Origin of the sequence: Enterocloster lavalensis, from assembly GCF_046603895.1 — a bacterium.
Lineage (GTDB): Bacteria > Bacillota > Clostridia > Lachnospirales > Lachnospiraceae > Enterocloster > Enterocloster lavalensis.
Window position 1 is genome coordinate 2,876,352 of record NZ_CP176637.1, and the last position, 23,583, is coordinate 2,899,934.

Below are 23,583 nucleotides of genomic sequence, written 5' to 3' on the forward strand. Positions count from 1 at the left end.
ACATATACGGCAGCAGCTAGTGAGGCAGCTGCTGCCGTAAAACCGTTTATATTATTTGGGAGGAGTGAAACTATGGAATTTCGAATCGAACATGACTCAATGGGCGAAGTGCAGGTTCCCGCGGACCGTTATTGGGGCGCGCAGACCCAGAGAAGTTTCGAGAACTTCAAGATCGGAATCGAAAAGATTCCCATGGAAATCATCCGGGCGTTTGCAATTTTAAAAAAGGCGGCGGCTATGGCCAACAACCGCCTGGGCAAGCTGGATGAGAAGCGTTTGGACCTGATTTCCCAGGCCTGTGACGAGATACTTGCCGGCAAGCTGGACGGGCATTTCCCGTTGGCCGTATGGCAGACAGGCAGTGGAACCCAGTCCAACATGAACGTCAACGAAGTGATTGCCAACCGCGGCAACGAAATCGCAGGAGAAAAGCTTCTGCATCCAAACGATCACTCCAACATGTCCCAGAGTTCCAACGATACGTTCCCCACAGCCATGCACATCGCTGCGGCGGTATCCATTGAAGACCAACTGCTTCCAAGCATCGATCTTTTAATCGGAACTTTTGACCGTCTGATGAAGGAAAACGAGGGAATCATCAAGACCGGGCGCACCCATCTTCAGGATGCCACTCCGATCACATTCTCCCAGGAGATCAGCGGCTGGAAAAACATGCTGGAGAAGTCTAAAGAGATGCTGGTAATGAGCCTTTCGGGCCTGCGTGAGCTGGCTCTCGGCGGCACAGCCGTGGGCACCGGCTTAAACGCGCCCAAGGGATTTGACGTGGAGGTGGCAAATGCTGTTTCCGAGCTGACCGGCAAGGATTTCAAGACTGCTGCCAACAAATTCCACTCCCTGACCAGCAAGGATGAGCTGGTATTCGCCCACGGGGCCTTAAAGGGCCTTGCGGCAAACATGATGAAGATCGCCAACGATGTCCGCTGGCTGGCCAGCGGCCCCCGCTGCGGCCTGGGCGAGATTCTGATTCCGGAGAACGAGCCGGGCAGCTCCATTATGCCGGGCAAAGTGAACCCCACCCAGTGCGAGTCCGTCACCATGGTCGCCGTGCAGGTGATGGCCAACGACGTGGCCGTTGGAATGGCCGCGTCCCAGGGCAACTTTGAGCTGAACGTGTTCATGCCTGTTTGCATTTACAATTTCCTGCAGTCCGTGCGCCTCCTGTCCGATTCTTTGGTCTCCTTCAACAACAACTGTGCGGTTGGGATCAAGGCCAACAAGGAGAAAATGGACGAGAACCTGCACCGCTCACTGATGTTGGTAACCTGTCTGAACCCGCATATCGGCTACGAGAACGCGGCAAAGACGGCGAAGAAGGCCTACAAGGAGAACATTTCCCTGAAGGAAGCCTGCGTTGCGCTGGGCTTTCTGACCGCGGAAAAGTTTGACGAGGTGTTTAAACCCGAGCAGATGGTATAGGAGGACAAAACCATGGATGTTAACAAAGCTTCACTGGATATGCATTATGAACTGGCGGGAAAGATCGAGGTCGTATCCCGCAAAAAGATTGAGACAAGAGACGATTTATCTCTGGCATACACCCCCGGCGTGGCCGAGCCCTGCCGGGTGATCGCAAAGGACTACGAGCAGTCCTTCAAGCTGACCCGCCGCTCCAACCTGGTGGCGGTGATCACCGACGGCACCGCCGTGCTGGGCCTGGGCGACATCGGCCCCGCGGCCGGCATGCCCGTGATGGAGGGCAAATGCGTGCTGTTTAAAGAGTTTGCGGACGTGGACGCGTTCCCGCTCTGCATCGACTCCAAGGACACGGACACCATTGTCCAGACCATCCATCTGATCTCCAAGAGCTTCGGCGGAATCAACCTGGAGGACATTGCGGCCCCCAGATGCTTTGAGATTGAGCGCCGCTTAAAGGAGCTCTGCGACATTCCCGTGTTCCACGACGACCAGCACGGCACCGCCATCGTGGTTGCCGCCGCCCTGATCAACGCCATCAAGGTCACCGGCAAGGAGATGGGTAAGATCAAGATCGTCATCAACGGCGCGGGCGCGGCCGGAATCGCCATCGGCAAGCTGCTGATCAGCATGGGCTTCGGAAATGTGGTGATGTGCGACATCAACGGCATCATCTGCGAGGGCGACGAGGGATTAAACGCAGGTCAGGAAGAGATTTCCCACATCAGCAACCTGAACAGGGAGCACGGCAAGCTGGCCGATGCCTTAAAGGGCGCAGACGCATTTGTGGGCGTGTCCCGGCCTAACCTGGTCACCAAAGAGATGGTAGCTTCCATGAATAACGGAATCGTATTCGCCATGGCCAACCCCACCCCGGAGATCATGCCGGACGAGGCCAAGGCCGGCGGAGCCGCTGTGATCGGCACCGGGCGTTCCGACTTCCCCAACCAGATCAACAACGTGCTGGTGTTCCCGGGCATCTTCAAGGGCGCGCTTTCCGTGCGGGCCAAGGAGATCACCGAGACCATGAAACAGCGGGCGGCTTACGCTATCGCCAGCATGATTCCGGACGAGGAGCTGAACGCCGAGAACATTATCCCCTCTCCCTTAAACAAGGGTGTGGCAGCCGTTGTGGCGAAGGCGGTTGCCGACACCGCGGTGGAGGAAGGGATCGCCCGGATATAAGGCGCGGGGCGGCAAAGCAGCACAGGAGATGACGCCGCGTTTTAGATGGTAATAACTCCCGGCGCTTTAAGGGTTGCCTGAGTTAAAACTGTAATATCTCCCGGGGCTCTCAGGGGCTCCGGGGTTATTAAACAACCGCCCGACGGAAGGCCGGCGGACGGTTGCATATAACTGCTTAATTGCAGGACCTCTCATAAAAAAGTACGGCTGTCAGGTGATTTGCCACACCTGACGGCCGTACTTTTTTATATCGGTTTCTGCGGTTTTATTCGATCAATCCCTTGAGTTCCGCCATCGCCAGCGCGGCGATGGTCTTGCAGTCGGTGATCTCCCCGTCCGCAATGCCCTTTCTCACCGTTCCCAGCTCCATAAGCTTCAGGTTGATGAACTCGTCGCTGTCCAGCTCCCGCTCTTCCTCGTGGAGCCCGGTAGCCAGATACAGGTAGAGCACTTCCGACACAATCCCCGGGGAGGGATATATTTTCCCCAGATATTCCCAGTGGTCGGCAACCCTGCCGGTCTCCTCCCGCAGCTCCCGCACCGCGGCCTCCTGGGGCGTTTCCCCGGGAATCTTGTCCATCTTGCCGGCCGGAATCTCCGTGATGGTCTGACAGATCGCGTAGCGGTACTGCTCTTCCATCAACACGCGGTTTTCCCCGTCCATAGCCAGGATCGCCACGCCGCCCGGGTGTTTGACCATCTCGCGCACCGCCTCCGTCCCGTCCGGCAGCTCCACCCTGTCGACAAAGAACTCATAGGATTTTCCTCTGTACACGACCTTGCGTTCAAGGCATGTTTCTTCCAACCTTTTTTCGCCGTCCATTTTGTGTTCCTCCATTACCACCTCCCAACCGTTTCATTCCGCCGGGACATGTTATTTTTTAGGATAACCGTTCAGACGGCGGGAAAATTGGTGCAGTGAGGCGTGTCAAGCTCGTTTGTAAGCGCCTTTCTGAACCAATTTTCCCATCGGATGGACATCCGATGCTTCCTGACCGGCTTTTCAGGTCAAGAAGATTAGCCGTATGAACAGTTGCGATTAAGGCTGTACGGAGAGCCAGTAATCGTAAACATCCTGATAATTATCGTAGTAATAATCCAGATCCAGGTCGAACTTGGGGATGCTGTCGTAGTCCGGGTTGCCCTCGATGGCCGGGGCGTTCGGGAATACGGGGTAGGAACCCACGGTCAGGAAGGGCTCAAGTCCCTTGCCCTGGTGGTCCGCCTCGCCGCACAGGTAGCGGATATACAACTTCGCCGCATTGGGATGCTCGCACTGGTCGGCAATCTGAGCCACCATGAAGCTGACTGCGGTGGTGGGCATATCGAACTTGTCCGGCTCCACGCCCAGCACAAAGCCCTGGAGATCGCGCTCACGCAGCTTGGAGGAAACGCCGTAGCCGATAGGCGGATCGGTCATACCCTTGGCTCCGCCAACCGCCTTCACGATGTTGGTGTTGCTGGTCTCCATGATCGCACCGTTCTTGGCCACCCGGTTGATCCAGGCGTGGGCCGCATCCGGCTCGTTGTCGGCCAGCTGGATGGGCTCGCCGAACACCTTCTCATAGTCCGCTTCCAGCAGGTCGGAGTGCTGTACCATGGCGGCCAGCAGCACCGGCAGGTCAGGCTCGCCGGAGGGATCTAAGAACACGAACTTGCCGTTCCACTCCGGTTTGGTGATATCCCACCAGGAAGAGATGGGCAGCTCGCTGTAGACCTCGGTGTTGTAGTTCCACCAGTCCAGCTCCACCACGAAGGGGGTGACGATCAGGTAATCCGGGTTCACGCCGTCAAAAATATCCTCGGGGTGATAGTTGTGCAGCAGGCCCTGCTGGATGTACTCGCGGCTGATGGAACCGGTCTGCTCTTTCAGCTGTAAAATGTCCGCGGTATGGATTCCCGCCTCATACTCTCTGGAAAACTTTTCCAACATCTCGTTGATGCCCAGGTCGTAGAAATTTACCTTGATCCCGGGGTACTCTGCCATAAAGTCCGCGGACACGTTCTCCAGACGGCCGGTACAGCCGTAAAGGTTTAACTCGCCCTCTGCCTTCGCCAGCTCGTACAGTTCATCCACGGTCTCGGTCTTGTATAAACCGTTTTCCTCCGCCCAGGACGATGCCGCCGGGGCCTCAGTCTCAGCTGCCGTCTGGGTCTCCCCGCCGGATTCCTGGCCTGCCGCCGGAGCGGGGGCCTGGGTCGCCGCGGTTGTGGGCGCCGGGTCCGCTTTGCTCACGCAGCCCGAACACGCTCCCGCCGCCATGGCGGCTGCCAGCACAAAGGCCATCCATTTTCTCTTTTGTTTCATAATCGTTCCTCCTTGTGTGTTTTTAATTTAACCGCGCCTGTTCCTGCGCCGCGCGGAACTGTGCTCCTCCGGTTACTGATCCAGAACGGCCTTGCGGATCAGGCGGCCGGTGCCCTTGTGAAACAGGTTCACCTTGTCCGGGTTGACGGAAATGTAAACCTTCTGATCCATGTTATAGAACTGGATTCCGATCTCCTTGGACAGAAGCGCCGACTGTCCGGCGTTCACCTGCACCGTGGTGTCCGATCCCGCAGACTGCACGGAATATACGTGTCCCTCAATCCTGCCCGGCCCCGGGTCCCGGTGCACCTGCACCTTCTCCGGGCGGATGCCGATCACGCAGTCGAACTCCCCGGATTCAGGCATATCCTCCGTGAACAGCTCCGGCGAAAATACCATCTCTCCCAGGTCGGAGTTTACGCGCACCTGACCCGAGGGCTCACGCACCGCCTTTCCCTCCACAAAATTGGACTTGGGATTGCCGATAAAGTCGGCCACCCGCAGGGAAATGGGGTTCTGGTAAATCTCCATGGGCGGAGCCACCTGCTCCAGCTCGCCCTCGAAGAAAATGGCGATCTTGGTGGACATGGTCAGCGCCTCCACCTGGTCGTGAGTCACGTAGATGATGGTGGTTCCCAGCTCGTGGTGCAGCCGTTTGATCTCCGAGCGCATGTCGATGCGCAGCTTGGCGTCCAGGTTGGACAGCGGCTCGTCCAAGAGCAGCACCTTGGGCTCGGACACAATGGCTCTGGCGATGGCCACGCGCTGTTGCTGGCCGCCGGATAGCTCCGCGGGATAACGTTTGGCAAATCCGCCGATCTGCATGCGCTCCAGGGCGTTCATCACCTTTTTCTCAATCTCCGGCTTGGGCAGCTTTTTCACTGTCAGGCCGAAGGCCACATTGTCGAACACCGTCATGTGGGGCCACAGGGCGTAGGACTGGAACACCAGGTTGAGCCCCCGTTTGCCCGGCTCCTCAAAAAACAGCTCTTTGGCGTTGACCACCAGCTTGTCCCCCATGGTAATAGTGCCGTTCTGGGGCTTTTCCAGACCGGCCACCACCCGCAGGGTCGTGGTCTTTCCGCAGCCGGACGGCCCCAGAAGGGTCATAAACTCGCCGTCGTCAATCACCAGGTTCAAATCCTTGAGAACGTGGTTGTTTCCGTAAAATTTATCGATATGGTTTAACTCAATCTTGCTCATCGTCTGCCCCCTTTATCAGAATCCCTGTGTAATATCCGCATTGAAGAATTTATTGGCGATCCAATAAATCACAAATACGACCACAAACATGATAATCGCCACCACGTTGGAGAACTGCTCCATTCCCCCCGACATGTAGGAATACGCCATGTAGGGTAAGGTCTGGGTGTTGGGCGAAATCAGGATCACAAGCAGATCCAGCTCCTTCATCACCGCCATGAAGATCAGCATAAAGCCGCTCATGAAGCCCCCCTTGGACAGCGGGAACACGATCCGCCTGAACCGGGTGATAAAACCCGCGTTCTCGATCTGGGCGGCCTCCTCCAGCTCCACATTGATCTGCATCATGTTGGCGGAACCGGCCCGGCTGGAAAACGGAAGGTTCTTGACCACCGTCACCAGGACCAGAAGCAGGAACGAGCCGTAGAGCACAGGGAAAAACGTAACTTTTAATCCGGCGAAGGTCACCGCCCGCTCCACGGAAAACATGGACAGGTACATGGCGCCGAAGGCGATGGACGGAATCAGGTAGGGAATGAACACCAGCTGTTCCACCAGCTTGCCGGATTTGAGCTGACGGCCTCTGGAAGTCACGTAGCCGATCAGCTGTCCGAACACCGTCGCCACCAGGGAGGCCACAACCACCAGCTTTAAGGAGTTACCCAGCACCTGCAAGAACTGCGGGTTGCGGAACACTCCGGGCTCGCCGTAGAAGATATCCGGCTTGCCAAGCCCCACCCAGTAGTGGAGGCTGAAGTTGGAAAAGCTGTAATCGCCCAGCTTGAGCATCAGGCTCTGGAGCACCAGAATTCCGATGGGAAGGAATACGCAGAAGCCCAGGAACAGGAACAGAAGGCCCACCACCATGGGTTTCCATTTGTTTAAAGACAACACGTTGGAGCGCCCGCCCTTGCCGCCGATGGTGGCGTAGGACTTTCTGGTTCCTATGACCTGCTGATTGATGAAAATGATCACCGCCGCGATGCCGATCAGGATCAGGCTGATGGAGAAGGCCATGGCCGTCTGCTGCTGCTTGATGCTGGTGTAGAGCATGGTGGAGATGGTGTAATACCCGGTCTTAAGTCCCAAGAACGCCGGAACGCCGAAGGTGCCCATGGCCTTGGAGAAGATCAGGATAAAGGACGAGGCGATGGCCGGCATCACCAGCGGGAAGGTAATCTTGCGCAGCATGAGCAGCTTCCCGGCTCCCAGAATCTCGCCCATCTCCTCGAGCTCCGAGTTGATGGAGCGGAAGCTTGCTGAGATCAGCAGGTACGCGTAGGCGTAGTAGTGGATCGTCAGCACGCAGATGATAGCGATCGGCCCGTAGGCCAACCAGTCCGGCGGTTCCAACCCCAGGTAGGACAGAAAGCCCTGGGTCCCGCCGATGCGCGCGGTCTTGAACACCGCGATCCACGCCATAGACTTGCACCAGGACGGGATCATGTAGGGCACGATCATGGCCAGGGAGAAAAATTTCTTAAATGGAAGGTCGCTGCGCACCATCAGCCAGGCGATCGCCCCGCCCAGGCCGATGCTGAGTACCGAGACCGCAGTGGCGATCAACAGCGAGTGCATCAGCGGCTTGTAAAGCATGTTTTGGGAGACTTCGCTGCACAGCAGCTTCTTCCAGTAGTAGAGCGACCAGTCCCCCGCCTGGGCCCCCTCCACTCTCCTCACGTCTCTGGCAGCCAGCTTGAACGTGGTGACCACCATCTCGATCAGAGGGACGATTACCAGACAGGCGAGGGCGGCCACCGCGGCCGCTACCATGATATTGTACGGGCTTCTGATTCCGTTTTTAACCCAGTTTTTTGTGCGCCTGACACTGGAATACAACCTGCTCTCTTTCATTCACAACCACCCCAGTCTTTTGTATATTTCTAAATCTGATTATAGTTAAGATGGGAGGGCTTTGCTATGAAGAAACGTTGTCAATATATCGAGAAATGTTGCTTTTTTATCCGGATTATCATCATCAAAAATAAATGTTTTTTGATATTCCTGGATTTACGCACTTATGTGTTGGATATTTATGACATTTTTTTACTGTAAAATTCGCTTTTATTGTGCATATATCATTATCATTTTGGGGGATTAAATTTGATGGTATGGTATTGTCTTAGATTTGTGTTTTGCTATCATTAAATTTCATTTTTTTCAGATTTTAGCGAGAAATAATCGTTTTTTAACCCATTTTGTTGACAAACACGGATTATTTTTCTAATATTGGCAGTGAGGGGAGGTGGGCTTATGAAAGGACACGAATACAAATATTCCTTTAAAAATCAATTCCGCACCATGGCTTCCATGTCCGTTTACCGCACCGGGCATCAGCAGTGCAGCGGGGGTTTTCACCGCGGGCTGGAGGTACGGGATTTTTATCTGATCCATTTTGTGATGGAGGGCGGGGGCGTGTACACGCTGAACGGCAAGCAGCATCCGGTGCGAAAAGGGCAGGCCTTTCTCATCTATCCCAGCATGCCCATCGATTACCAGGCCGATACAAATGATCCCTGGGAATACTGTTGGGTGGGATTCAACGGAAACGATGCCCGGATTCTCATGAATGCGGCGGGCTTCACCCCCCAGAACCCAGTGATCACCCTGAAGGAGCCGGAGCGCATGGAGGAACTGCTGATGAATATCTACCGCTGCCGCGGCCACCACCCCCACGAGTTCATCAATATGACCGCCAAACTCTACGAGCTTCTTGCGTTCCTGATCCAGGAGGCCAGCGACCCCATGCCCGCCCAGTCCCGCACCGGCGTGGAGCACGTACAGCGGGCCTGCGACTTCATCGCCTCCCACTACCAGGATCCCATCACCATCAACGACATCGCCGGCCATGTGGGAATCTGCCGCAGCCGCCTCTACCGGGTGTTCAAAGCCCACCTCTCTATCTCCCCGCTGCAGTACCTGACGGAATTCCGCCTCCGGGAAGCCTGCAACCTGATGAACCGCCAGAAGGCCACGGTCAAGGAGGTGGCCTACGCCGCGGGCTTCAGCGACCCGCTGTACTTCTCCACGGTGTTCAAGAAGTCCCTGGGGCAGTCGCCCAAGGAGTATATGAAGAGCAGCAAGGGGGACGACACCTACGTGACAAAACAGTAAAAGAGCCGCCCACCGCAGGCGGCTCTTCCGGCCTTATCCCCTCTCACTCAGCTTCCTCATCAAATACCGCTTCTTATACTTCACTGCCGCCAGCGCCGCGATCCTCCGGTAAATGCTGAAATTCACCGCTCCTCCCACCACGCCCACCACGGGCAGGCCCTGGACGAACTTTTCCACCAGAAGGGCGTCGGAGAGCATGCGGGCGGTGGAGGCGATCTCGCCCGCCAGGGTGCCGCCGCCGTACTCCATGGAGTCCAGCTTGCGGTTGCAGGCGTCGCGCTGGCCGCCGTCGGAAAGCGCGGTGCAGATCAGGCGCAGGATATAGCGCTTCTCCTCCTCGCTGCCGTAGTCCACGCCGTACCCGATGGCGATCTCGTAAACGCCCCGCAGAATCGTGCCCACCATCAGCGGGATGTCGGGCAGCCCAAGGCCCAGAAAACCAAGGCCAAGGCCCGCAGCCGTGGTGGCCGCGTGGTTGATTTTACTGTCTTTTTTCGCCTGCTTGTCCAGCCTGCGAAGGCTCTTTTTATTTCCTGCCCGGTCCACGATATAATCCCGGGCCTCAAACTCCAGCCCCGCGCCCTCCTTGTCGAAGGTCCGCTCGATCAGGGGCGTGCCGTTGATAAAAACCGTCTTGAACGCCTTGGAAAAGGCCGCTTCCAAAAGTCCGCTCACCTTCTCCGGCACCTTGTCGTAGACGGCCTGCTTCACCTTTCCCTTCTTTAATCCACCGGCCAGCAGCTTTTTCTCCCGCTTTTCCACAGCCGCCAGCTCTTTTTCCAGACTGTCCACCCGTTGTCACCACCTTACGCATATTTTTCCCAGGGCAGCGCCCATGTATAAAGTGTAACCGCAAAGCCGGGGGAAGTCAAACCCGGAGTGTCGACACCGAGCCGCCAAATAACGCCGGAACCTCCGCTCGCTCCCCCGCAAACGACAAAAGGAATCAAATCCCGGTGCAGTGGGATCTGGTTCCTTTTGCCTGCGTTCCTACGCCGCCGCTCTGTTGGCCTTAAACCGCTTCAAGAGGGGCATACCGATAAATACAATGGAGAGGACCATCAGTCCGCAGCTTAAGGGTCTGGTCACGAACACGGACAGGGAGCCGTCGGCGTAAACCATGCTCTGGGTCCAGTTGTTCTCCATCATGCTTCCCAGGATGGAGGCCAGGATCAGCGGCGACTGTGGGATCTTATACTTGTTAAAGGTGTAGCCGATAAATCCGAAAAAGATCATGATGATAATATTAAAAATGTTGTTGCTCACCGCAAACGCGCCGGTCACGCACAGCACCAGCACCACGCCGCTCAGGATTTCCCGTTTCAGCCGCAGCACTGCGGTAGCCAGGAAATTGCAGTAGAACACGGACAGGGGCAGCATGATGATATTGGCCACCAGGAAGCCCAGGATGATCATATAGGCCATCTCCGGCGTATCCTTGAACAGAGTCGGGCCGGTTCTCAATCCCTGGATTGTCAGCGCGCCCAGGAACAGGGACGAGGTGGAGTTGCCCGGCACGCCCAGGGCCAGCAGGGGAACCATAGAGCTGGCAACCACCGCGTTGTTGGCGGACTCGGGAGCCGCGATGCCCTCCGGCACGCCGGTTCCGAATTCCAGATTGGGGCGCCTTCTGGCGGCCTGGTCGTAAGCCATGAAGATGGCCATGATCATTCCCGCGCCAGGGATGATTCCGATGATGTTGCCGATCAGACTGGACTGAGCCCAGATGGGAAGCAGCCGCTTGGACATCTCTTTGTCCGGAAGGATTACCTTGACCTTCTTGTAATTCTCCTTGACCTCTTCCTTAAAATCCTTCACGCTGGGATTCTTCTGAATCGCCTCAATCATTTCCAGAATGGCCGTAATACCGAACAGGCCGATCAGCATGGGGATCAGCGAGATTCCGTCCATCAGGCTTACCTGGCCGAAAGTGAAGCGGGCCAGGCCCGTCTGCGGGCTCATCCCGATACAGCTGAAGATCAGCCCCAACGCCATTGCCAGAATGTTCTTCACAATGTTTTTTCCCGCCATGCCGATCACAGTGCTCATACCCAGCACCGCCAGCATGAAATACTCCGGCGGCCCGAACTTCAGGGCCTGCTTGGCCAGGAACGGGGATAAAAACAACAGTACGATGGCGCTGGAGATTCCTCCGAAGGTGGAGCTGGAGATCGCAAATCCCAGCGCTTCGCCGCTCTTGCCCTTCTGGGACATCGGATATCCGTCGTAGGCGGTCACCGTGGCGGAGGCGGTTCCCGGAATCTTTAGCAGAATCGAGGGGATGGAACCGCCGCATGCCGACGCGCAGTAGATACCGATCAGCAGGCAGATCGCCACCTGCGGCTCCATGCCGAAGGTAATGGGGATCAACACCGCCATTGTGATGCTGTCGTTGAGCCCCGGGAGGGAACCCACAATCAGTCCGATTACAACGCCTCCCAACAGCGCCGCCAGGGCCATCGGATTAACCAGCTGGCCTAAACCCAGTAGAATACCGTTCATACTCCCACCTCCTTAAAAATCCAGAAATACCATCGGCAGCGGAACCGACAGCAGCACCTTGAAAATCACAAATGTCACCGCCACCGCTATGACCGAGCACGGCACGATCACATGAAATTTCTTGTACCCAAGGGAGCGGATCACCAAGGCGCACAGCAGAAATGTGTCGATCGCATAGCCGATCTTTTTTAACAGGAACACGTAAACCAGCAAAGTCAACAGGGTCAGACCCACCCGCGGCAGATTGACTCCCTCCAGCTTTACCACCACCTCGCGCTTCATCAGCGTCTGGACCAGCAGATACGCCGCGCAGATCAAAAGCACTCCCGCGCACATGATTGGGAAAACGCCCTCGCTTCCCATGGACAGGCCCTTCACGATCACGTAGGCCGCCATCAGCATAAACGCAACCGGCATCACCAGTTCAATCATTAATTGTTTGTTATTCAACCTAACACCTCCTAAAACCTAAAATGCCTTTACCCGGTTTCACAACCACTCGTCCGGATCAGCAGCCTATCTATTAAAGTGCTGCTAATCCCATGCCACACACTGCCCCCTGACTGTTTTTCCCCATCTCCCCTTTACCTCAGAGTATCGTTTCGATCGAACTTCCGCTCATCTTTGACTATGTTTAGATTCTAAACCATTAGAGTGGCATCGTCAAATTAAAATGCCGTTAAAATCGTAATAATGCGACATAATATGCTGTCACAAAAATCGATTATTGTCTATTTTTGAAATCAAAAAAGGAATTGCCATCGTATTTTCAACGTTTGACAATTCCTTTTTCGTGTTCTATTCGTCAATTTTTGTCAGTTTTGCACAAAGACCCGATGCATGCCTTAAGGCTGCGCATCCAGCTTGTTTTTGTAGTATCCTTCAGCACAGTACAGCGCTCCGGCCGGATTGTGGGCCAGCACGCGGTCCTTGGCGATCAGGGTGGTCACCAGGGCGTCGGAATACTTGTAAAACAGGGAATCATGGCCCACGCACAGCCCAAGGGCGATGTTGAACTCCGTCTTCTGCCCGTTTAAAAGCCTGGCCTGGAAAATGGGGTTGCACATGGCCTCGTACTGCCCGGGATGAAGCTTGTGCTCGTCCGGCACTCCGGCCGCGCACTTGTCCCGGCCGCCGACCTTGCACATAACGGACACCACCTCAAAGCCATTGCGCTGCAACAGATCGCACATGACCTTCGCCTCTTTACTCAGACCGCTGCAAAAGGCCAGGCCGATCCGATGGTAACCCATCCTCCGGCACAGCTCGATGGTCTCCTTCACGCGGGGCCACTGGAACTGTCCAAGGCCCTCGATCTCCGAGGCTGTCACGTAAAATTTAAAATTATCCTCGGAACGGTACTCCTGAAACGCCTGCTCGGAAAGCTCCTCTTCCCGGATCGGACAGTTTTTCGGCAGAGTCCTGTCCTCCGCCTTCCGGCATGCCCGCACGCCGCATTTTGCACATGTATACATCCGCCGCCTCCTTCACATCCCGCCATGGGCTGGGGCCGTCCGCACAGCACAAGCTGCACCGCGCTTCAACGCGCAAGCCGCCCGCACCGCACATCCCGCGCCCCGCCGTCTCGTTACAGATAAATCCCCATAAACTGCGACGCCAACACCACCATCACAAGCGCGATGGGATACGTCGCCGCGTAAGCAGATGCCACGTCGTCCGTCTCCGTCACACGGATCAGCGTTCCCAGAGCCGGGGTACTGGTCATGCCGCCGCAGATAGAGCCCAGGGAGTTGAAGGTGCTCAGCTTCAGAACCTTAAATGCCACGATAAAGCCCACAAACATGGGCACCAGGGCCATGATTGCGCCGTAGATGAACAGCAGGATTCCCTGCTCCTGCAAAATCTCCACAAAACCGGCCCCTGCCTGTGTTCCGGCCCCCAGAAGGAACAGCGCCAGACCGAACTCCCGCATGGTCTCCAGCACATTCTTGGGCACGGAAACGCTCAGGCGCCCGATGGAGTTCATGTGCCCCAGCAGAAGCCCCGCGATCAGCGGGCCGCCGGAGGTGCCCAGGGAGAAGGAAGCCCCGCCCGGAAGCGGAATCTTGATTTTCGCCAGGATCATACCTCCCACGATGGCGCAGGCAAAGGAGAAAAAGCCCATACTGTCGCAGTAGAACAAATCCTTGTGCTTGTGGCGGATTTCCACGTCTGCGGCCGCCTCGTACTGGGCCCGCTCCTTGTCCATGTCCGTGTGCAGGATTCTGGGCACCAGCTGCACGAACAGCACCACGCTGATCACGCCGAAGGGATAAGCGATGCCGTATCCCACCGCCGCCGCGTCGGAGCCGGTGGCCTCGATGGCCGCGGCCAGGCCGGGTGTGCTGGTGAGGGCCCCGGAGAGCATTCCCACCGCCAGATCGGCGGGCACGCCGATCAGCTTCACAATGGCCACGCAGGACAGCGCCCCCGCGCCGATGATAATCACACCCAGCAGAATATAAGATTTCGCGTTCTTCTTAAAGTTCCTGAAAAATTTTGGTCCGGCGATAAAACCTACCGCCGTCACGAAACAGACTAACCCCATGTCCCGGACCAGACCGGGCACGGACACCCCCAGGTGGCCGAATACCAACGCCACCAGAAGAATACCCGCCGTGCCCAGATCCAGACCGCAGACCTTGATACTGCCGACCAGATAACCCAATACTGCAATGAGAAACACCATCAAAAGCGTGCTGTCCAACAAGTTGGCCTGAATCCATCCCCATACATCCATCTCGATCACCTTCCCCTTTCAAAACCGGTCACAAATCAGTGACGTCCCTCGTGAGCGTAGGGGGGCAGCAGCAGCGGGGATACCTTGTCGGTGTGAACCCCGGCTTCCTCCAGCTCTTTTGCAAACTTCTCCACGTGCTCCAGCGTCATGGTTCCCAGCTCCACCTCGTTGCAGCGGGCTGCGGCGGCCTTTCCGGCGTCGCGTCCGAACACGATGATGTCCAGCAGGGAGTTGCCCATCAGGCGGTTGCGCCCGTGGATTCCGCCCACGGCCTCGCCGGCCACCATCAGGTTGTGGATGGTCTTGGTGGCGCAGTCCGCGTTGATCTCAAGGCCGCCGTTCTGGTAGTGCAGGGTCGGGTAGACCAGAATCGGCACTTCCCTCATATCGATGTCATAGTTTAAGTACATGCGCAGCATGGCCGGGATGCGCTTCTCGATGGTTCCCTTTCCATGGATCATCTCGATCATGGGGGTGTCCAGCCACACGCCGAAGCCGCCGCCCGGGGTGGGAACGCCCTTGCCGCGGTCAGAGCACTCCCGGATAATGGAAGCCGCCGCCACGTCGCGGGTCTCCAACGGATGCATGAACGCCTCACCGTCACAGTTCACCAGCATAGCGCCTACGGAACGCACCTTCTCCGTCACCAGAGCGCCGAAGAGCTGCGGCGGATAGGCCACGCCGGTGGGGTGGTACTGGATGGTATCCTGGTACAGCAGGGGCGCGCCCACGCGGTAGCCAAGCACCAGGCCGTCGGCGGTAGCACCGTAGTGGTTGGAGGTGGGGAATCCCTGGTAGTGCAGCCGTCCCGCGCCGCCGGTGGCGATGATCACCACCTTGGCCCTGGCCACCAGGTACTCGCCGGTCTCCATGTTCTGGAGCACAGCGCCGGCCACCTGTCCCTTGTCGTCCAGGATCAGCTCAACGGCGGAGGTGAAGTCCACCACCGTGATGCCGCGGTTGATCACCTCGTCCCGCAGCACGCGCATGATCTCAGCGCCGGAGTAGTCCGCGCAGGCGTGCATACGCTTTCTGGAGGTGCCGCCGCCGTGGGTGGTCACCATGGTGCCGTCGGGGTTTTTATCGAACATAACGCCTAAGTCGTTCAGCCACTGGATGGCCTCAGGCGCTTCCATTACCAGCTTTTTCAGCAGCTCCGGCTTGGCCGCGTAGTGTCCGCCGCCGAAGGCGTCCAGGAAATGCCTCTGGGGGGAGTCGTTCTCCTTGTCCGCCGCCTGGATGCCGCCCTCCGCCATCATGGTGTTGGCGTCGCCGATGCGCAGCTTGGTGGCGATCATCACGTTCGCGCCGCCCTTGTGGGCCTCGATGGCCGCGGAAGCGCCCGCGCCGCCGCCGCCGATGACCAGCACGTCCACGTCGTAGTCAATCTGGTTTAAGTCCAGATCCACGCCCAGCAAACGGCTGTTGGCCTGGAGCAGCTCGCCCAGCTCAACCGGCACCTTCTCGCCCTTGTTGGGGCCCATTACCAAGGTGGAAAAGCCGCTTTCCTTGTAGTCAGGATGATACTGCTTTAACAGATTGTGCTTCTCGTCCGCATCCATTCTTCTGAGATCGGCTCCGATTCTGGAAGGCCTGGTGGCCTCTACTTTTTTAATGGAATCAAGCATTTCTTGAGTCAACATGTGTCATCCCTCCTTATTTCTCAATATCGCGGTTGTTGTACAGTTCCTTCAGCTCGGCGATGGGCTTCTCCATGATCTGCTCGATCAGCTCGTCGTACTCGCCGTGGCGGATCTCCTCAACGCGCTTTTCCAGGTGCTCGGTCTTGGGAGCTAAGTATTTGCCGGTCAGTCTCCTGGCCAGCAGTCCCACCATGGGATGGGAGATGCCCGCCGGACATCTGGTGGAGCAGATTCCGCAGCCTACGCAGTCAAAGGACTCGTGGGCGCATTTCTCGAACTCGCCTCTCTGGGCGTAGGCGATATACTGCATGACGTTTAACTTCTGGGGGCACGCCTTGGTGCAGGCGTTACAGCCGATGCAGCTGTAAATCTCCGGGTAGAGCTCCATCATAATCTGCTCTTTGGGTTTGATCTCCTCCAGATTGTAGGTCCGCTTGTCCGTGGGGAAGAAGGGAATGCTGGCCACATACATGCCTTCCTGCACCTGGGTCTGACAGGCCAGACAGGTCTTTAACTCATTCTTGCCCTTGATGCGGTAAATCGTGGCGCAGGCTCCGCAGAAGCCATGGCGGCAGCCGCAGCCTCTCACAAGCTTGTATCCGGCGTATTCCATGGCCGTCATGATGGTTAAGTCAGCCGGCACCGAGTATTTTTTACCAAAGAAATAAACATTTACCATTTCCTGCATTTTCTCTACCAATCCTTCCTCTTAATATTCGTCTGGCAATTCGTCGATCTCATCACAGCGGAACACGGGACCGTCCTTGCAAACATACTTGGAACCGATGTTGCAGCGTCCGCATTTTCCGATTCCGCATTTCATCTTCAGCTCCAGGGTGGTAAACACCTGTGTCTTTTCAAAGCCCATTTCCTGCAGGGCCGCCAGCACGAATTTGATCATGATCGGCGGGCCGCAGACCAGCACGGTCTTGTCTGTGGAGAATTCCAGCTCTTTTAAGTAGGAGGGAACAAAGCCCACATGGCCGTCCCACTCCGGCTGTTCCCGGTCAATGGTCAGGTACACGTCCACGCCGTCCCGCTTCGACCAGTCGTTCTGAATCTCGTCCAGTCCCACCAGGTCCTGCATGGAGCGGGAGCCGTAGAGAATCTCCACGCTGCCGTAATTTTCCCGCTTGTCCAGCACGTAGTTGATCACGGAGCGCAGGGGCGCAAGGCCGATTCCGCCTGCGATGAACAGCAGGTTCTGACCCTTTAGGGCGGTTTCCACCGGGAAGGAGTTGCCGTAGGGGCCGCGGACCGTGATCTCGTCGCCCACCTCCATGGTGTGCAGGTAATCGGTCAGAGTTCCGCAGCGCTTGATGCTGAATTCCTGGTATTCCTTGTTGGTCGGGGAGGAGGTGATGGAGAACATGGCCTCCCCCACTCCGGGCACCGCCAGCATGGCGCACTGGCCCGGCATATGTTCAAATAATTTTCCGCCCTGGGGGCTCACCACCCGGAAGGTCTTGACATCCGGGGTCTGATCCTTGATATCCGTGATCACGCCCACCATGGGGACTAACTCGTCGTGTTTATGGCTTCCGCCGCATCCGCAGCTACACATCTTCAGACACCCCCAGACTCTTGATAACTTTCACAATGTTTAACGAAGAAGGACATTTGCTCACGCAGCGACCGCAGCCCACGCAGGAGAACATCCCGTCGTTGTTTTCGGGGAAATACACCAGCTTGTGCATGAAACGCTGGCGGAACCGCTCCTTCTGGCTGTTACGGATATTGCCGTGGGCCATCAGCGTGAAATCGGAGTACATGCAGGAGTCCCAGCAGCGGAACCTTTGGATGCCATTTCCGGTGTTGTAGTCCCGGATGTCGTAGCACTGGCAGGTGGGGCAGATGAAGGTGCAGGTGCCGCAGGCCAGGCAGGCCTTGTACATTTCCTCCCACTTGGGGGAGTTGAACAGCTCCAGCATCTCCGTGTTCTTGAAGGTCTCCAGGGAAATGCCGCTGTAGGGCAGTTTTTCTACGATGGCGGCCACATTAGCCTGCTCCGCTTCCACGGCGGCCTCCCCGGCCTCATCGGCGGGAACCAGCAGCGCCAGGGCTGCCAGATCGGCGGTCAGATTCTCGCCCTTATCGGTATTCGCTCTCCAGTAGAGCGTATCGTCAACGATCCAGGTGGTCACATCTCCCGCCGGGTTCTGGGCCTCAACGCCGAATACCTTGCAGAAGCAGGTCTCCTCCGGCTCATGGCAGGCCATGGAGATCAGCACGCCGTGATTTCTGCGGGCCTCGTAAAACTTGTCCACCGGGTCCGCCAGAAATACCTTGTCCAGCACCTCGATTCCCTTCACGTCGCAGCCCCGGATGCCGAAAATGGCAAAGGGCGCGTCCGCCAGCTCCTCGGGGGTGATGGAGATCTTTTTACCTTCCCGGTAGCAGGTGTAGAGGTTCTCGCTCTGGGGGAAGAAGAAATCCTTGGGGGATTTCACGGTGTTTAACGCGTCCAGGGCGGTTTCCGCCTCCTGGGACCAGATTCCGTAGTTGACCTGGCCGTTTTTGCGCAGGGGCATATATAAATCCATCCGGCCGGCAATGGCGGCGAATAAGGACGGTAACTGTTCTTTTGCAATCTTATACATACGTTATCCCCTTTCCCCAACAATGCTTGGCTCAACGTCGTCCATCTTAAACGCGGTCAGCGGGGCGAGCGCCTCGGCGTCCTCGCCTGCCTGGTACGTTCCGTAGAATCCATTGATATCCTTAATTAACTTCCGGTTCAGCAGATGGAGCGGGATTCCCTGGGGACATACCCGGCTGCACTCACCGCAGTCCGTACATCTTCCGGCCACATGGAAAGCGCGGATCAGATGGAACATCTGCTCCTCAAAGGTGTCCGCGTTGGCCTTCTGGGCGGTGTCGAAGCGGTCGCTGTCGAACACGCACTTGTTGCAGCTGCAGGCCGGACACACGTTCCGGCAGGCGTTGCAGCGGATGCACTTGGAGAGCTCGCCCTGCCAGAAGGCAAAGCGCTCCTCCGGGCTCATGGCCTCCAGCTCCTTCACCTTGGCGAAACGGTCCTCGGGCTTCACCGCAAGCTCTGCGTCCGCGCCGATCAGCTCGTCGTACACCATGTGCTCCGTGCCCTTGCAGACCTTGCAGCGCTCCATCACCGCATCCCCGTAGGCGCAGGTCTTATCTCCGTAGATAGTGCCGATCTTTAAGGTATCGCCGTCCTCTTCCACGGTCTCAATTCCCTTGATCCCCAGTCCCTTAATGGCCTCGATATCCAGCTTGCCCCTGCAGCCCACGCCGATGATGTAAGCCTTCTCTCGGTCAATCCGGTGCTCCTTCACCAGCTGGTTGAAGCTGTAGGTGTCGCAGGGCTTTAAGAACACCAGGGTTCTGCCCTCCTTCTTGCCGGCCTCGATCATGTATTTGCTCAAATTTGCTCCGCAGAACCCGTCGTAGACCAGCGCGTCCAGCTCTTCCTCAGTGCCGAAAAACGCGGGCTCGGGATTGTAGGGCAGGTCGCAGCGCTTCCAGCCCAGCACGCGGACCACCGTGCCGTCGGCCAGCAATTCTTTGGCTCTCTTAATCATTTCCTGCATCGCAAATCCTCCAATCTCACATTCTTGCCCAGTTTGTGGATTTTTTCAATGAAATCGTTCATGGTGGCGGCAAATTTCACGCCCTCCGCGGCGGAAACCCATTCCACTCTGGTTCTGCCCTTCTCCACCCCGACGTAGTCTAACAGGGAGAACAGCAGGGTCATTCTTCTTCTGGCGTAGTAGTTGCCCGTGCTATAGTGGCAGTCGCCCGGGTGGCAGCCGCAGATGATCACGCCGTCCGCGCCCTTCTGGAAGGCCCGCAGGATAAACAGCGGGTTCACACGGCAGGAACAGGGCACCCGGATGATCTTCACCTCGGCGGGATAGCCCAGGCGGCTGGTTCCGGCCAGGTCCGCGCCCGCATAGCTGCACCAGTTGCAGCAGAATGCGACGATAAGCGGCTTAAACTCCGTATTCTCGTGTTCTATTTGCATATTGCGTCCACCTCCGCGATTAATTGTCTGTTGGAGAATCCCTGCAGGTCCATTGCGCCGGAAGGACAGGCGACGGTACAGGCGCCGCAGCCCTGGCACAGAGCGGTGTTGACCACAGCCACTCTTCTGGTCTCACGGATTCCGTGGTCGAATACTTCCTTATTCTCATAGGAGATCGCGCCGTAGGGGCAAACCTTCTCGCAGGCGGAACAGCCGTTGCAGTACCGCTCGTCGGATTTGGCCGTACAGGGGTTGGTCACCAGCTTGTCCTTGGCTAAAAGGCCGATCACCTTGGCGGCCGCGGCTCCGGCCTGGGAAACGGTCTCGGGAATGTCCTTGGGGCCCTGGCATACGCCGGAGAGGAACACGCCCGCCGTGGGGCTCTCCACCGGACGAAGCTTGGGATGGGCCTCGGTCAGGAAGTTGTTGGTGTCGATGCTAGCGGTCAGCATGGTGGCCAAGCCCCGGACTGACGGATCGGGCTCGATGGCCGTAGCCAGCACCACCAGGTCGGTCTCCAGGATAATCCGCTTGTTGTCGATCAGGTCCACAGCCTGGACTCTTAAGTGGCCGTTATGCTCCGCCACCTTACCCACCTGGCCCTTGATGTAGTTGACGCCGTACTCCTCAACCGCCCTGCGGTAGAACTCGTCGAAGTTCTTTCCCGGGGTTCTCACGTCGATGTAGAACACGTTGACCTCCACATCCGGGTATTTGTCGCGGATCAGCATGGCGTGCTTTGCCGTGTACATGCAGCAGATTTTGGAACAGTAGGTCTTTCCCTTGCAGGTCAGATCACGGGAGCCCACGCACTGGATAAAGGTCACGGACTTGGGGGCCTCGTGGTTGGAAAGGCGCTCTAAATGGCCCTTGGTGGGGCCGGCCGCGTTGGTCAGGCGCTCAAACTCCAGGGAGGTGATCACGTCCGGGCTCTGATTGTAGGAATACTCGTCGAACTTGTCAAGCTTTATGGTGTCAAAACCGGTGGCCACCACGATGGCGCCGTACTCTCTGGTAATGATCTCGTCCTGCTGCTTGTAGTCGATGGCGCCCGCCGCGCATACCTTCTCGCAGACGCCGCATTTTCCGGTCTGGAACTTAATGCAGTGTTCACGGTCGATCACCGGCACGTTGGGGATGGCCTGGGCGAAGGGGGTGTAGATGGCGCTTCTGGTGGATAAGCCCCGGTTGAACTCGCTGGGGGGCTTTTTGGACGGACATTTCTCGGAGCAGACTCCGCAGCCCGTACATTTGGTCATATCCACGCTTCTGGCCTTCTTGCGGATATCCACGGAGAAATCGCCCACAAAGCCGGACACCTTCTCCACCTCGCTGTATGTATAAATATTGATCTTGTCGTGGGCCGCCGCTTCCACCATCTTGGGGGTTAAGATACAGGCGGAGCAGTCCAGGGTGGGGAAGGTCTTGTCCAGCTGGGACATCTTGCCGCCGATGCTGGGGGTCTTCTCCACGATATCCACCTCGTAGCCCGCGTCCGCGATGTCCAGGGCGGTCTGGATTCCGGCGATGCCTCCGCCGATCACCAGGGCTCTCTTCACCACGCGGCTCTCGCCGGGCTGTAAGGGGGCGTTTAAGTTCACCTTTGCGATGGCCGCTCTGGCCAGGATCACCGCCTTCTCGGTGGCTTCCTCTTTATTCTTGTGAATCCAGGAACAGTGCTCCCGGATGTTGGCGATCTCCACCATGTAGGGGTTCAGCCCCGCCCGCTCCGCTGCCTTGCGGAACGTGTTCTCGTGCATACGCGGAGAACAGGAACACACAACCACTCCCGTCAGCTGTTTGTCCCGGATCGCATCCTTTATTTTCGACTGGCCGGCCTCGGAACACATATACTGGTATTCTTCCGCATGAACCACGCCAGGCTCTGATTTCACCATCTCCACCACTTTTTCCACATCCACGGTGCCCGCGATGTTGGTGCCGCAGTGACAGACAAAAACTCCTATTCTTTGCAATGAATTCACCTCCGACCTTTCTCTTACTTACTGTATTTGCGGAACGCGCTTGCCAGCAGCTGCTGGGGCAGATCCGGGTCCAAAAGCTCCGGGATCTCGTCCGGCGACAGGTAGTTCTGCCCCTGCTGACGGATCACCATGAGGCGCACGGCCTCGATCAGCTTGGCGGGCTTCACGTCCCTGGGACAGCGCTCCACGCAGGCGAAGCAGGACAGGCATTTCCAGATGGATTTCGAATGCAGCAGCGGTTCCACATCCCCGTTCTGCACGTAGGACACGAACTGGTGGGGTCTGATATCCATCGCATCGTAGGACGGGCAGGATGCGGAGCATCTGCCGCACTTCATACATTTTTTGGTGTCCACGCCGCTGATCTCCTTCAGCAGCTCAGCCTTTTCTTTGTCCGTTTTAAGCACCCTCTACACCTCCCTGTTCCTCTTTTATACCAAGGGCCTCCGCTAATATCTCTGTGAAATATTTAACAATAGGGGTATGCGAATGCCCACCATGGTTTAAATTGTACAGGCACAGGGGACACGCGGTCACAAGCTCCTGGGCTCCCTTGTACTCTGCGGATTCCATGATCTGGTCCACCATGCTGCCGGAAAGCTCCTTTTCCTTTAAGGAAATGTACCCGCCGCAGCACTCGTTCCGGTACGGGTATACCACCGGCTCCGCGCCCAGGGCCCGGATAAAATCTTCCAGGATGGTGGGATTCTCAGGATCATCGAACTGTAAAATGCTGCTGGGGCGCAGAAGCATGCAGCCGTAGTAGGCTCCGATCTTCCGTCCGGTCAGCGGATTCTTCACCATCTGGCGGATCTTGTCAAAACCCACCTTGTCCCGGAGTACCTCCAGATAGTGGTATACATGAGTCTCGCCGCTATAGGCTTCTTCCAGGTCCAGGTAATTGTTCACTTTTTGACGAATGTCATCCACGTTCGCCATGTCGTCGTTCACCCGCTTGATCACGTGGTGGCAGGCGGAGCAGAGCGTCACCAGATCCTGGCCCTTTTCCTTCGCCGCATTCAAAGCCCTCACGGACGACAGCTTGGTTGCGATCTCATCGGAAGCCAGAGGGTAGACTGCGCCGCAGCACTGCCAGTCCTCGATCTCTTCCAGGGTAAAGCCTAGCGCCTCCGCGGACTTTCTCGCGTAGAAGTCCAATTCTTTTGCTTTGGTTTTTAAAGTACAACCCGGATAATAACTATAAACCATACCGTCATACCCAACCTTATATTGGGCTTACCTCCTTTTCTTGTATACCACAAACTGGTATCCCGGTTTGTTGGTATCCCAACGTTTTCTCTTATAATACCATGATATTACACAAAATGATAGTATTTTTTGATATTTTTTTATGTTTTTTGTCGCCGAGTGGTATACCACCCGGCGACGATTTTTGTGACAACAGCCATTGTCATTTTTATTTACTTTGAATGCTGGTTTTTTGCGATAATTGAGACTTTGTGACC

Annotated in this window: 21 protein-coding genes; 3 read left to right on the forward strand and 18 right to left on the reverse strand. The window is 56.9% G+C overall.

The features are described from left to right. The first annotated feature begins 72 nt into the window (after window positions 1-72). Together fumC and ACK2JC_RS12760 are read left to right on the forward strand one after the other, a co-directional pair. Window positions 73-1,437 (forward strand): class II fumarate hydratase, encoded by a 1,365-nt coding sequence (gene fumC, locus ACK2JC_RS12755; RefSeq protein WP_320937781.1) that lies wholly within the window; start codon window positions 73-75, stop codon window positions 1,435-1,437. A gap of 12 nt (window positions 1,438-1,449) precedes the next feature. Further along, a complete protein-coding gene (locus ACK2JC_RS12760) occupies window positions 1,450-2,619 on the forward strand; it encodes an NADP-dependent malic enzyme (protein ID WP_092362851.1) in 1,170 nt (389 codons plus the stop codon). A 265-nt stretch (window positions 2,620-2,884) separates the two neighbouring features. Here the strand turns inward: ACK2JC_RS12760 and ACK2JC_RS12765 are convergent, their stop codons facing one another. The 4 genes from ACK2JC_RS12765 to ACK2JC_RS12780 form a co-directional block, all read right to left on the reverse strand. Further along, window positions 2,885-3,457 carry an NUDIX hydrolase gene (locus ACK2JC_RS12765; RefSeq protein ID WP_368271077.1) on the reverse strand — a complete coding sequence of 191 codons (573 nt, stop codon included), beginning with the start codon at window positions 3,455-3,457 and terminating at the stop codon, window positions 2,885-2,887. A 201-nt stretch (window positions 3,458-3,658) separates the two neighbouring features. Next, window positions 3,659-4,927: an ABC transporter substrate-binding protein gene (locus tag ACK2JC_RS12770; RefSeq protein WP_118755712.1), complete on the reverse strand. Its 1,269-nt coding sequence runs from the start codon at window positions 4,925-4,927 to the stop codon at window positions 3,659-3,661. A gap of 72 nt (window positions 4,928-4,999) precedes the next feature. Further along, a complete protein-coding gene (locus tag ACK2JC_RS12775) occupies window positions 5,000-6,130 on the reverse strand; it encodes an ABC transporter ATP-binding protein (RefSeq protein WP_227169727.1) in 1,131 nt (376 codons plus the stop codon). A 15-nt stretch (window positions 6,131-6,145) separates the two neighbouring features. Beyond that, window positions 6,146-7,984 (reverse strand): ABC transporter permease, encoded by a 1,839-nt coding sequence (locus tag ACK2JC_RS12780; protein ID WP_368272005.1) that lies wholly within the window; start codon window positions 7,982-7,984, stop codon window positions 6,146-6,148. Window positions 7,985-8,383: 399 nt separating this feature from the next. Here ACK2JC_RS12780 and ACK2JC_RS12785 point away from each other — a divergent pair, with 399 nt between their 5' ends. Then, complete coding sequence (locus ACK2JC_RS12785; protein ID WP_368272003.1) at window positions 8,384-9,244, forward strand: AraC family ligand binding domain-containing protein; 861 nt, start codon at window positions 8,384-8,386, stop codon at window positions 9,242-9,244. Window positions 9,245-9,277: 33 nt separating this feature from the next. Here the strand turns inward: ACK2JC_RS12785 and ACK2JC_RS12790 are convergent, their stop codons facing one another. The 14 genes from ACK2JC_RS12790 to ACK2JC_RS12855 all read right to left on the reverse strand — a co-directional run bounded on the left by ACK2JC_RS12790 (window position 9,278) and on the right by ACK2JC_RS12855 (window position 23,326). Further along, entirely contained in the window at window positions 9,278-10,036 is a 759-nt protein-coding gene (locus ACK2JC_RS12790; protein WP_227169729.1) for an EcsC family protein, read from the reverse strand. Window positions 10,037-10,234: 198 nt separating this feature from the next. After that, window positions 10,235-11,746 carry a tripartite tricarboxylate transporter permease gene (locus ACK2JC_RS12795; protein ID WP_092362863.1) on the reverse strand — a complete coding sequence of 504 codons (1,512 nt, stop codon included), beginning with the start codon at window positions 11,744-11,746 and terminating at the stop codon, window positions 10,235-10,237. A 12-nt stretch (window positions 11,747-11,758) separates the two neighbouring features. Beyond that, the gene (locus tag ACK2JC_RS12800) at window positions 11,759-12,196 is read right to left on the reverse strand and encodes a tripartite tricarboxylate transporter TctB family protein (RefSeq protein ID WP_411338493.1); all 438 of its coding nucleotides are present in this window, start codon (window positions 12,194-12,196) and stop codon (window positions 11,759-11,761) included. Window positions 12,197-12,591: 395 nt separating this feature from the next. After that, complete coding sequence (locus ACK2JC_RS12805) at window positions 12,592-13,221, reverse strand: DUF1847 domain-containing protein (protein ID WP_302326461.1); 630 nt, start codon at window positions 13,219-13,221, stop codon at window positions 12,592-12,594. Between the two features lie 113 nt (window positions 13,222-13,334). Continuing rightward, window positions 13,335-14,486: a permease gene (locus ACK2JC_RS12810; RefSeq protein ID WP_107435051.1), complete on the reverse strand. Its 1,152-nt coding sequence runs from the start codon at window positions 14,484-14,486 to the stop codon at window positions 13,335-13,337. A 35-nt stretch (window positions 14,487-14,521) separates the two neighbouring features. Next, entirely contained in the window at window positions 14,522-16,129 is a 1,608-nt protein-coding gene (locus tag ACK2JC_RS12815) for an FAD-dependent oxidoreductase (protein ID WP_320937990.1), read from the reverse strand. 13 nt (window positions 16,130-16,142) lie between these two features. After that, on the reverse strand, window positions 16,143-16,817 hold the full coding sequence (locus ACK2JC_RS12820) for a 4Fe-4S dicluster domain-containing protein (protein ID WP_007708247.1): 675 nt from the start codon (window positions 16,815-16,817) through the stop codon (window positions 16,143-16,145). Between the two features lie 21 nt (window positions 16,818-16,838). Further along, entirely contained in the window at window positions 16,839-17,693 is an 855-nt protein-coding gene (locus tag ACK2JC_RS12825) for an FAD/NAD(P)-binding protein (protein ID WP_368271997.1), read from the reverse strand. Further along, a complete protein-coding gene (locus ACK2JC_RS12830; protein ID WP_368271995.1) occupies window positions 17,686-18,729 on the reverse strand; it encodes a 4Fe-4S dicluster domain-containing protein in 1,044 nt (347 codons plus the stop codon). The genes ACK2JC_RS12825 and ACK2JC_RS12830 overlap by 8 nt, the downstream gene beginning before the upstream one ends. Window positions 18,730-18,732: 3 nt before the next feature. Continuing rightward, entirely contained in the window at window positions 18,733-19,698 is a 966-nt protein-coding gene (locus ACK2JC_RS12835) for a 4Fe-4S dicluster domain-containing protein (protein WP_320937991.1), read from the reverse strand. Continuing rightward, the gene (locus ACK2JC_RS12840; RefSeq protein WP_368271993.1) at window positions 19,686-20,132 is read right to left on the reverse strand and encodes a hydrogenase iron-sulfur subunit; all 447 of its coding nucleotides are present in this window, start codon (window positions 20,130-20,132) and stop codon (window positions 19,686-19,688) included. Before ACK2JC_RS12840 ends, ACK2JC_RS12835 begins: the two co-directional genes overlap by 13 nt. Next, window positions 20,123-22,108, reverse strand: a complete 1,986-nt coding sequence (locus ACK2JC_RS12845) for a 4Fe-4S binding protein (protein ID WP_368271991.1) — start codon at window positions 22,106-22,108, stop codon at window positions 20,123-20,125. Before ACK2JC_RS12845 ends, ACK2JC_RS12840 begins: the two co-directional genes overlap by 10 nt. 23 nt (window positions 22,109-22,131) lie before the next feature. Further along, complete coding sequence (locus ACK2JC_RS12850) at window positions 22,132-22,524, reverse strand: 4Fe-4S dicluster domain-containing protein (protein ID WP_007708253.1); 393 nt, start codon at window positions 22,522-22,524, stop codon at window positions 22,132-22,134. After that, the gene (locus ACK2JC_RS12855) at window positions 22,517-23,326 is read right to left on the reverse strand and encodes a CoB--CoM heterodisulfide reductase iron-sulfur subunit B family protein (protein ID WP_107435057.1); all 810 of its coding nucleotides are present in this window, start codon (window positions 23,324-23,326) and stop codon (window positions 22,517-22,519) included. The genes ACK2JC_RS12850 and ACK2JC_RS12855 overlap by 8 nt, the downstream gene beginning before the upstream one ends. Between the last annotated feature and the right edge of the window lie 257 nt (window positions 23,327-23,583).

What these genes read in the sequence shown, in the direction of transcription:
- ACK2JC_RS12815 (WP_320937990.1), bottom strand. Translation starts at nt 16,129, where the DNA reads ATGTTGACTCAAGAAATGCTTGATTCCATTAAAAAAGTAGAGGCCACC.
- ACK2JC_RS12795 (WP_092362863.1), bottom strand. Translation starts at nt 11,746, where the DNA reads ATGAACGGTATTCTACTGGGTTTAGGCCAGCTGGTTAATCCGATGGCC.
- ACK2JC_RS12770 (WP_118755712.1), bottom strand. Translation starts at nt 4,927, where the DNA reads ATGAAACAAAAGAGAAAATGGATGGCCTTTGTGCTGGCAGCCGCCATG.
- ACK2JC_RS12780 (WP_368272005.1), bottom strand. Translation starts at nt 7,984, where the DNA reads ATGAAAGAGAGCAGGTTGTATTCCAGTGTCAGGCGCACAAAAAACTGG.
- ACK2JC_RS12830 (WP_368271995.1), bottom strand. Translation starts at nt 18,729, where the DNA reads ATGTATAAGATTGCAAAAGAACAGTTACCGTCCTTATTCGCCGCCATT.
- ACK2JC_RS12765 (WP_368271077.1), bottom strand. Translation starts at nt 3,457, where the DNA reads ATGGAGGAACACAAAATGGACGGCGAAAAAAGGTTGGAAGAAACATGC.
- ACK2JC_RS12820 (WP_007708247.1), bottom strand. Translation starts at nt 16,817, where the DNA reads ATGCAGGAAATGGTAAATGTTTATTTCTTTGGTAAAAAATACTCGGTG.
- ACK2JC_RS12805 (WP_302326461.1), bottom strand. Translation starts at nt 13,221, where the DNA reads ATGTATACATGTGCAAAATGCGGCGTGCGGGCATGCCGGAAGGCGGAG.
- ACK2JC_RS12835 (WP_320937991.1), bottom strand. Translation starts at nt 19,698, where the DNA reads ATGCAGGAAATGATTAAGAGAGCCAAAGAATTGCTGGCCGACGGCACG.
- ACK2JC_RS12760 (WP_092362851.1), top strand. Translation starts at nt 1,450, where the DNA reads ATGGATGTTAACAAAGCTTCACTGGATATGCATTATGAACTGGCGGGA.
- ACK2JC_RS12785 (WP_368272003.1), top strand. Translation starts at nt 8,384, where the DNA reads ATGAAAGGACACGAATACAAATATTCCTTTAAAAATCAATTCCGCACC.
- ACK2JC_RS12775 (WP_227169727.1), bottom strand. Translation starts at nt 6,130, where the DNA reads ATGAGCAAGATTGAGTTAAACCATATCGATAAATTTTACGGAAACAAC.
- ACK2JC_RS12840 (WP_368271993.1), bottom strand. Translation starts at nt 20,132, where the DNA reads ATGCAAATAGAACACGAGAATACGGAGTTTAAGCCGCTTATCGTCGCA.
- ACK2JC_RS12810 (WP_107435051.1), bottom strand. Translation starts at nt 14,486, where the DNA reads ATGGATGTATGGGGATGGATTCAGGCCAACTTGTTGGACAGCACGCTT.
- ACK2JC_RS12855 (WP_107435057.1), bottom strand. Translation starts at nt 23,326, where the DNA reads ATGGTTTATAGTTATTATCCGGGTTGTACTTTAAAAACCAAAGCAAAA.
- fumC (WP_320937781.1), top strand. Translation starts at nt 73, where the DNA reads ATGGAATTTCGAATCGAACATGACTCAATGGGCGAAGTGCAGGTTCCC.
- ACK2JC_RS12825 (WP_368271997.1), bottom strand. Translation starts at nt 17,693, where the DNA reads ATGTGTAGCTGCGGATGCGGCGGAAGCCATAAACACGACGAGTTAGTC.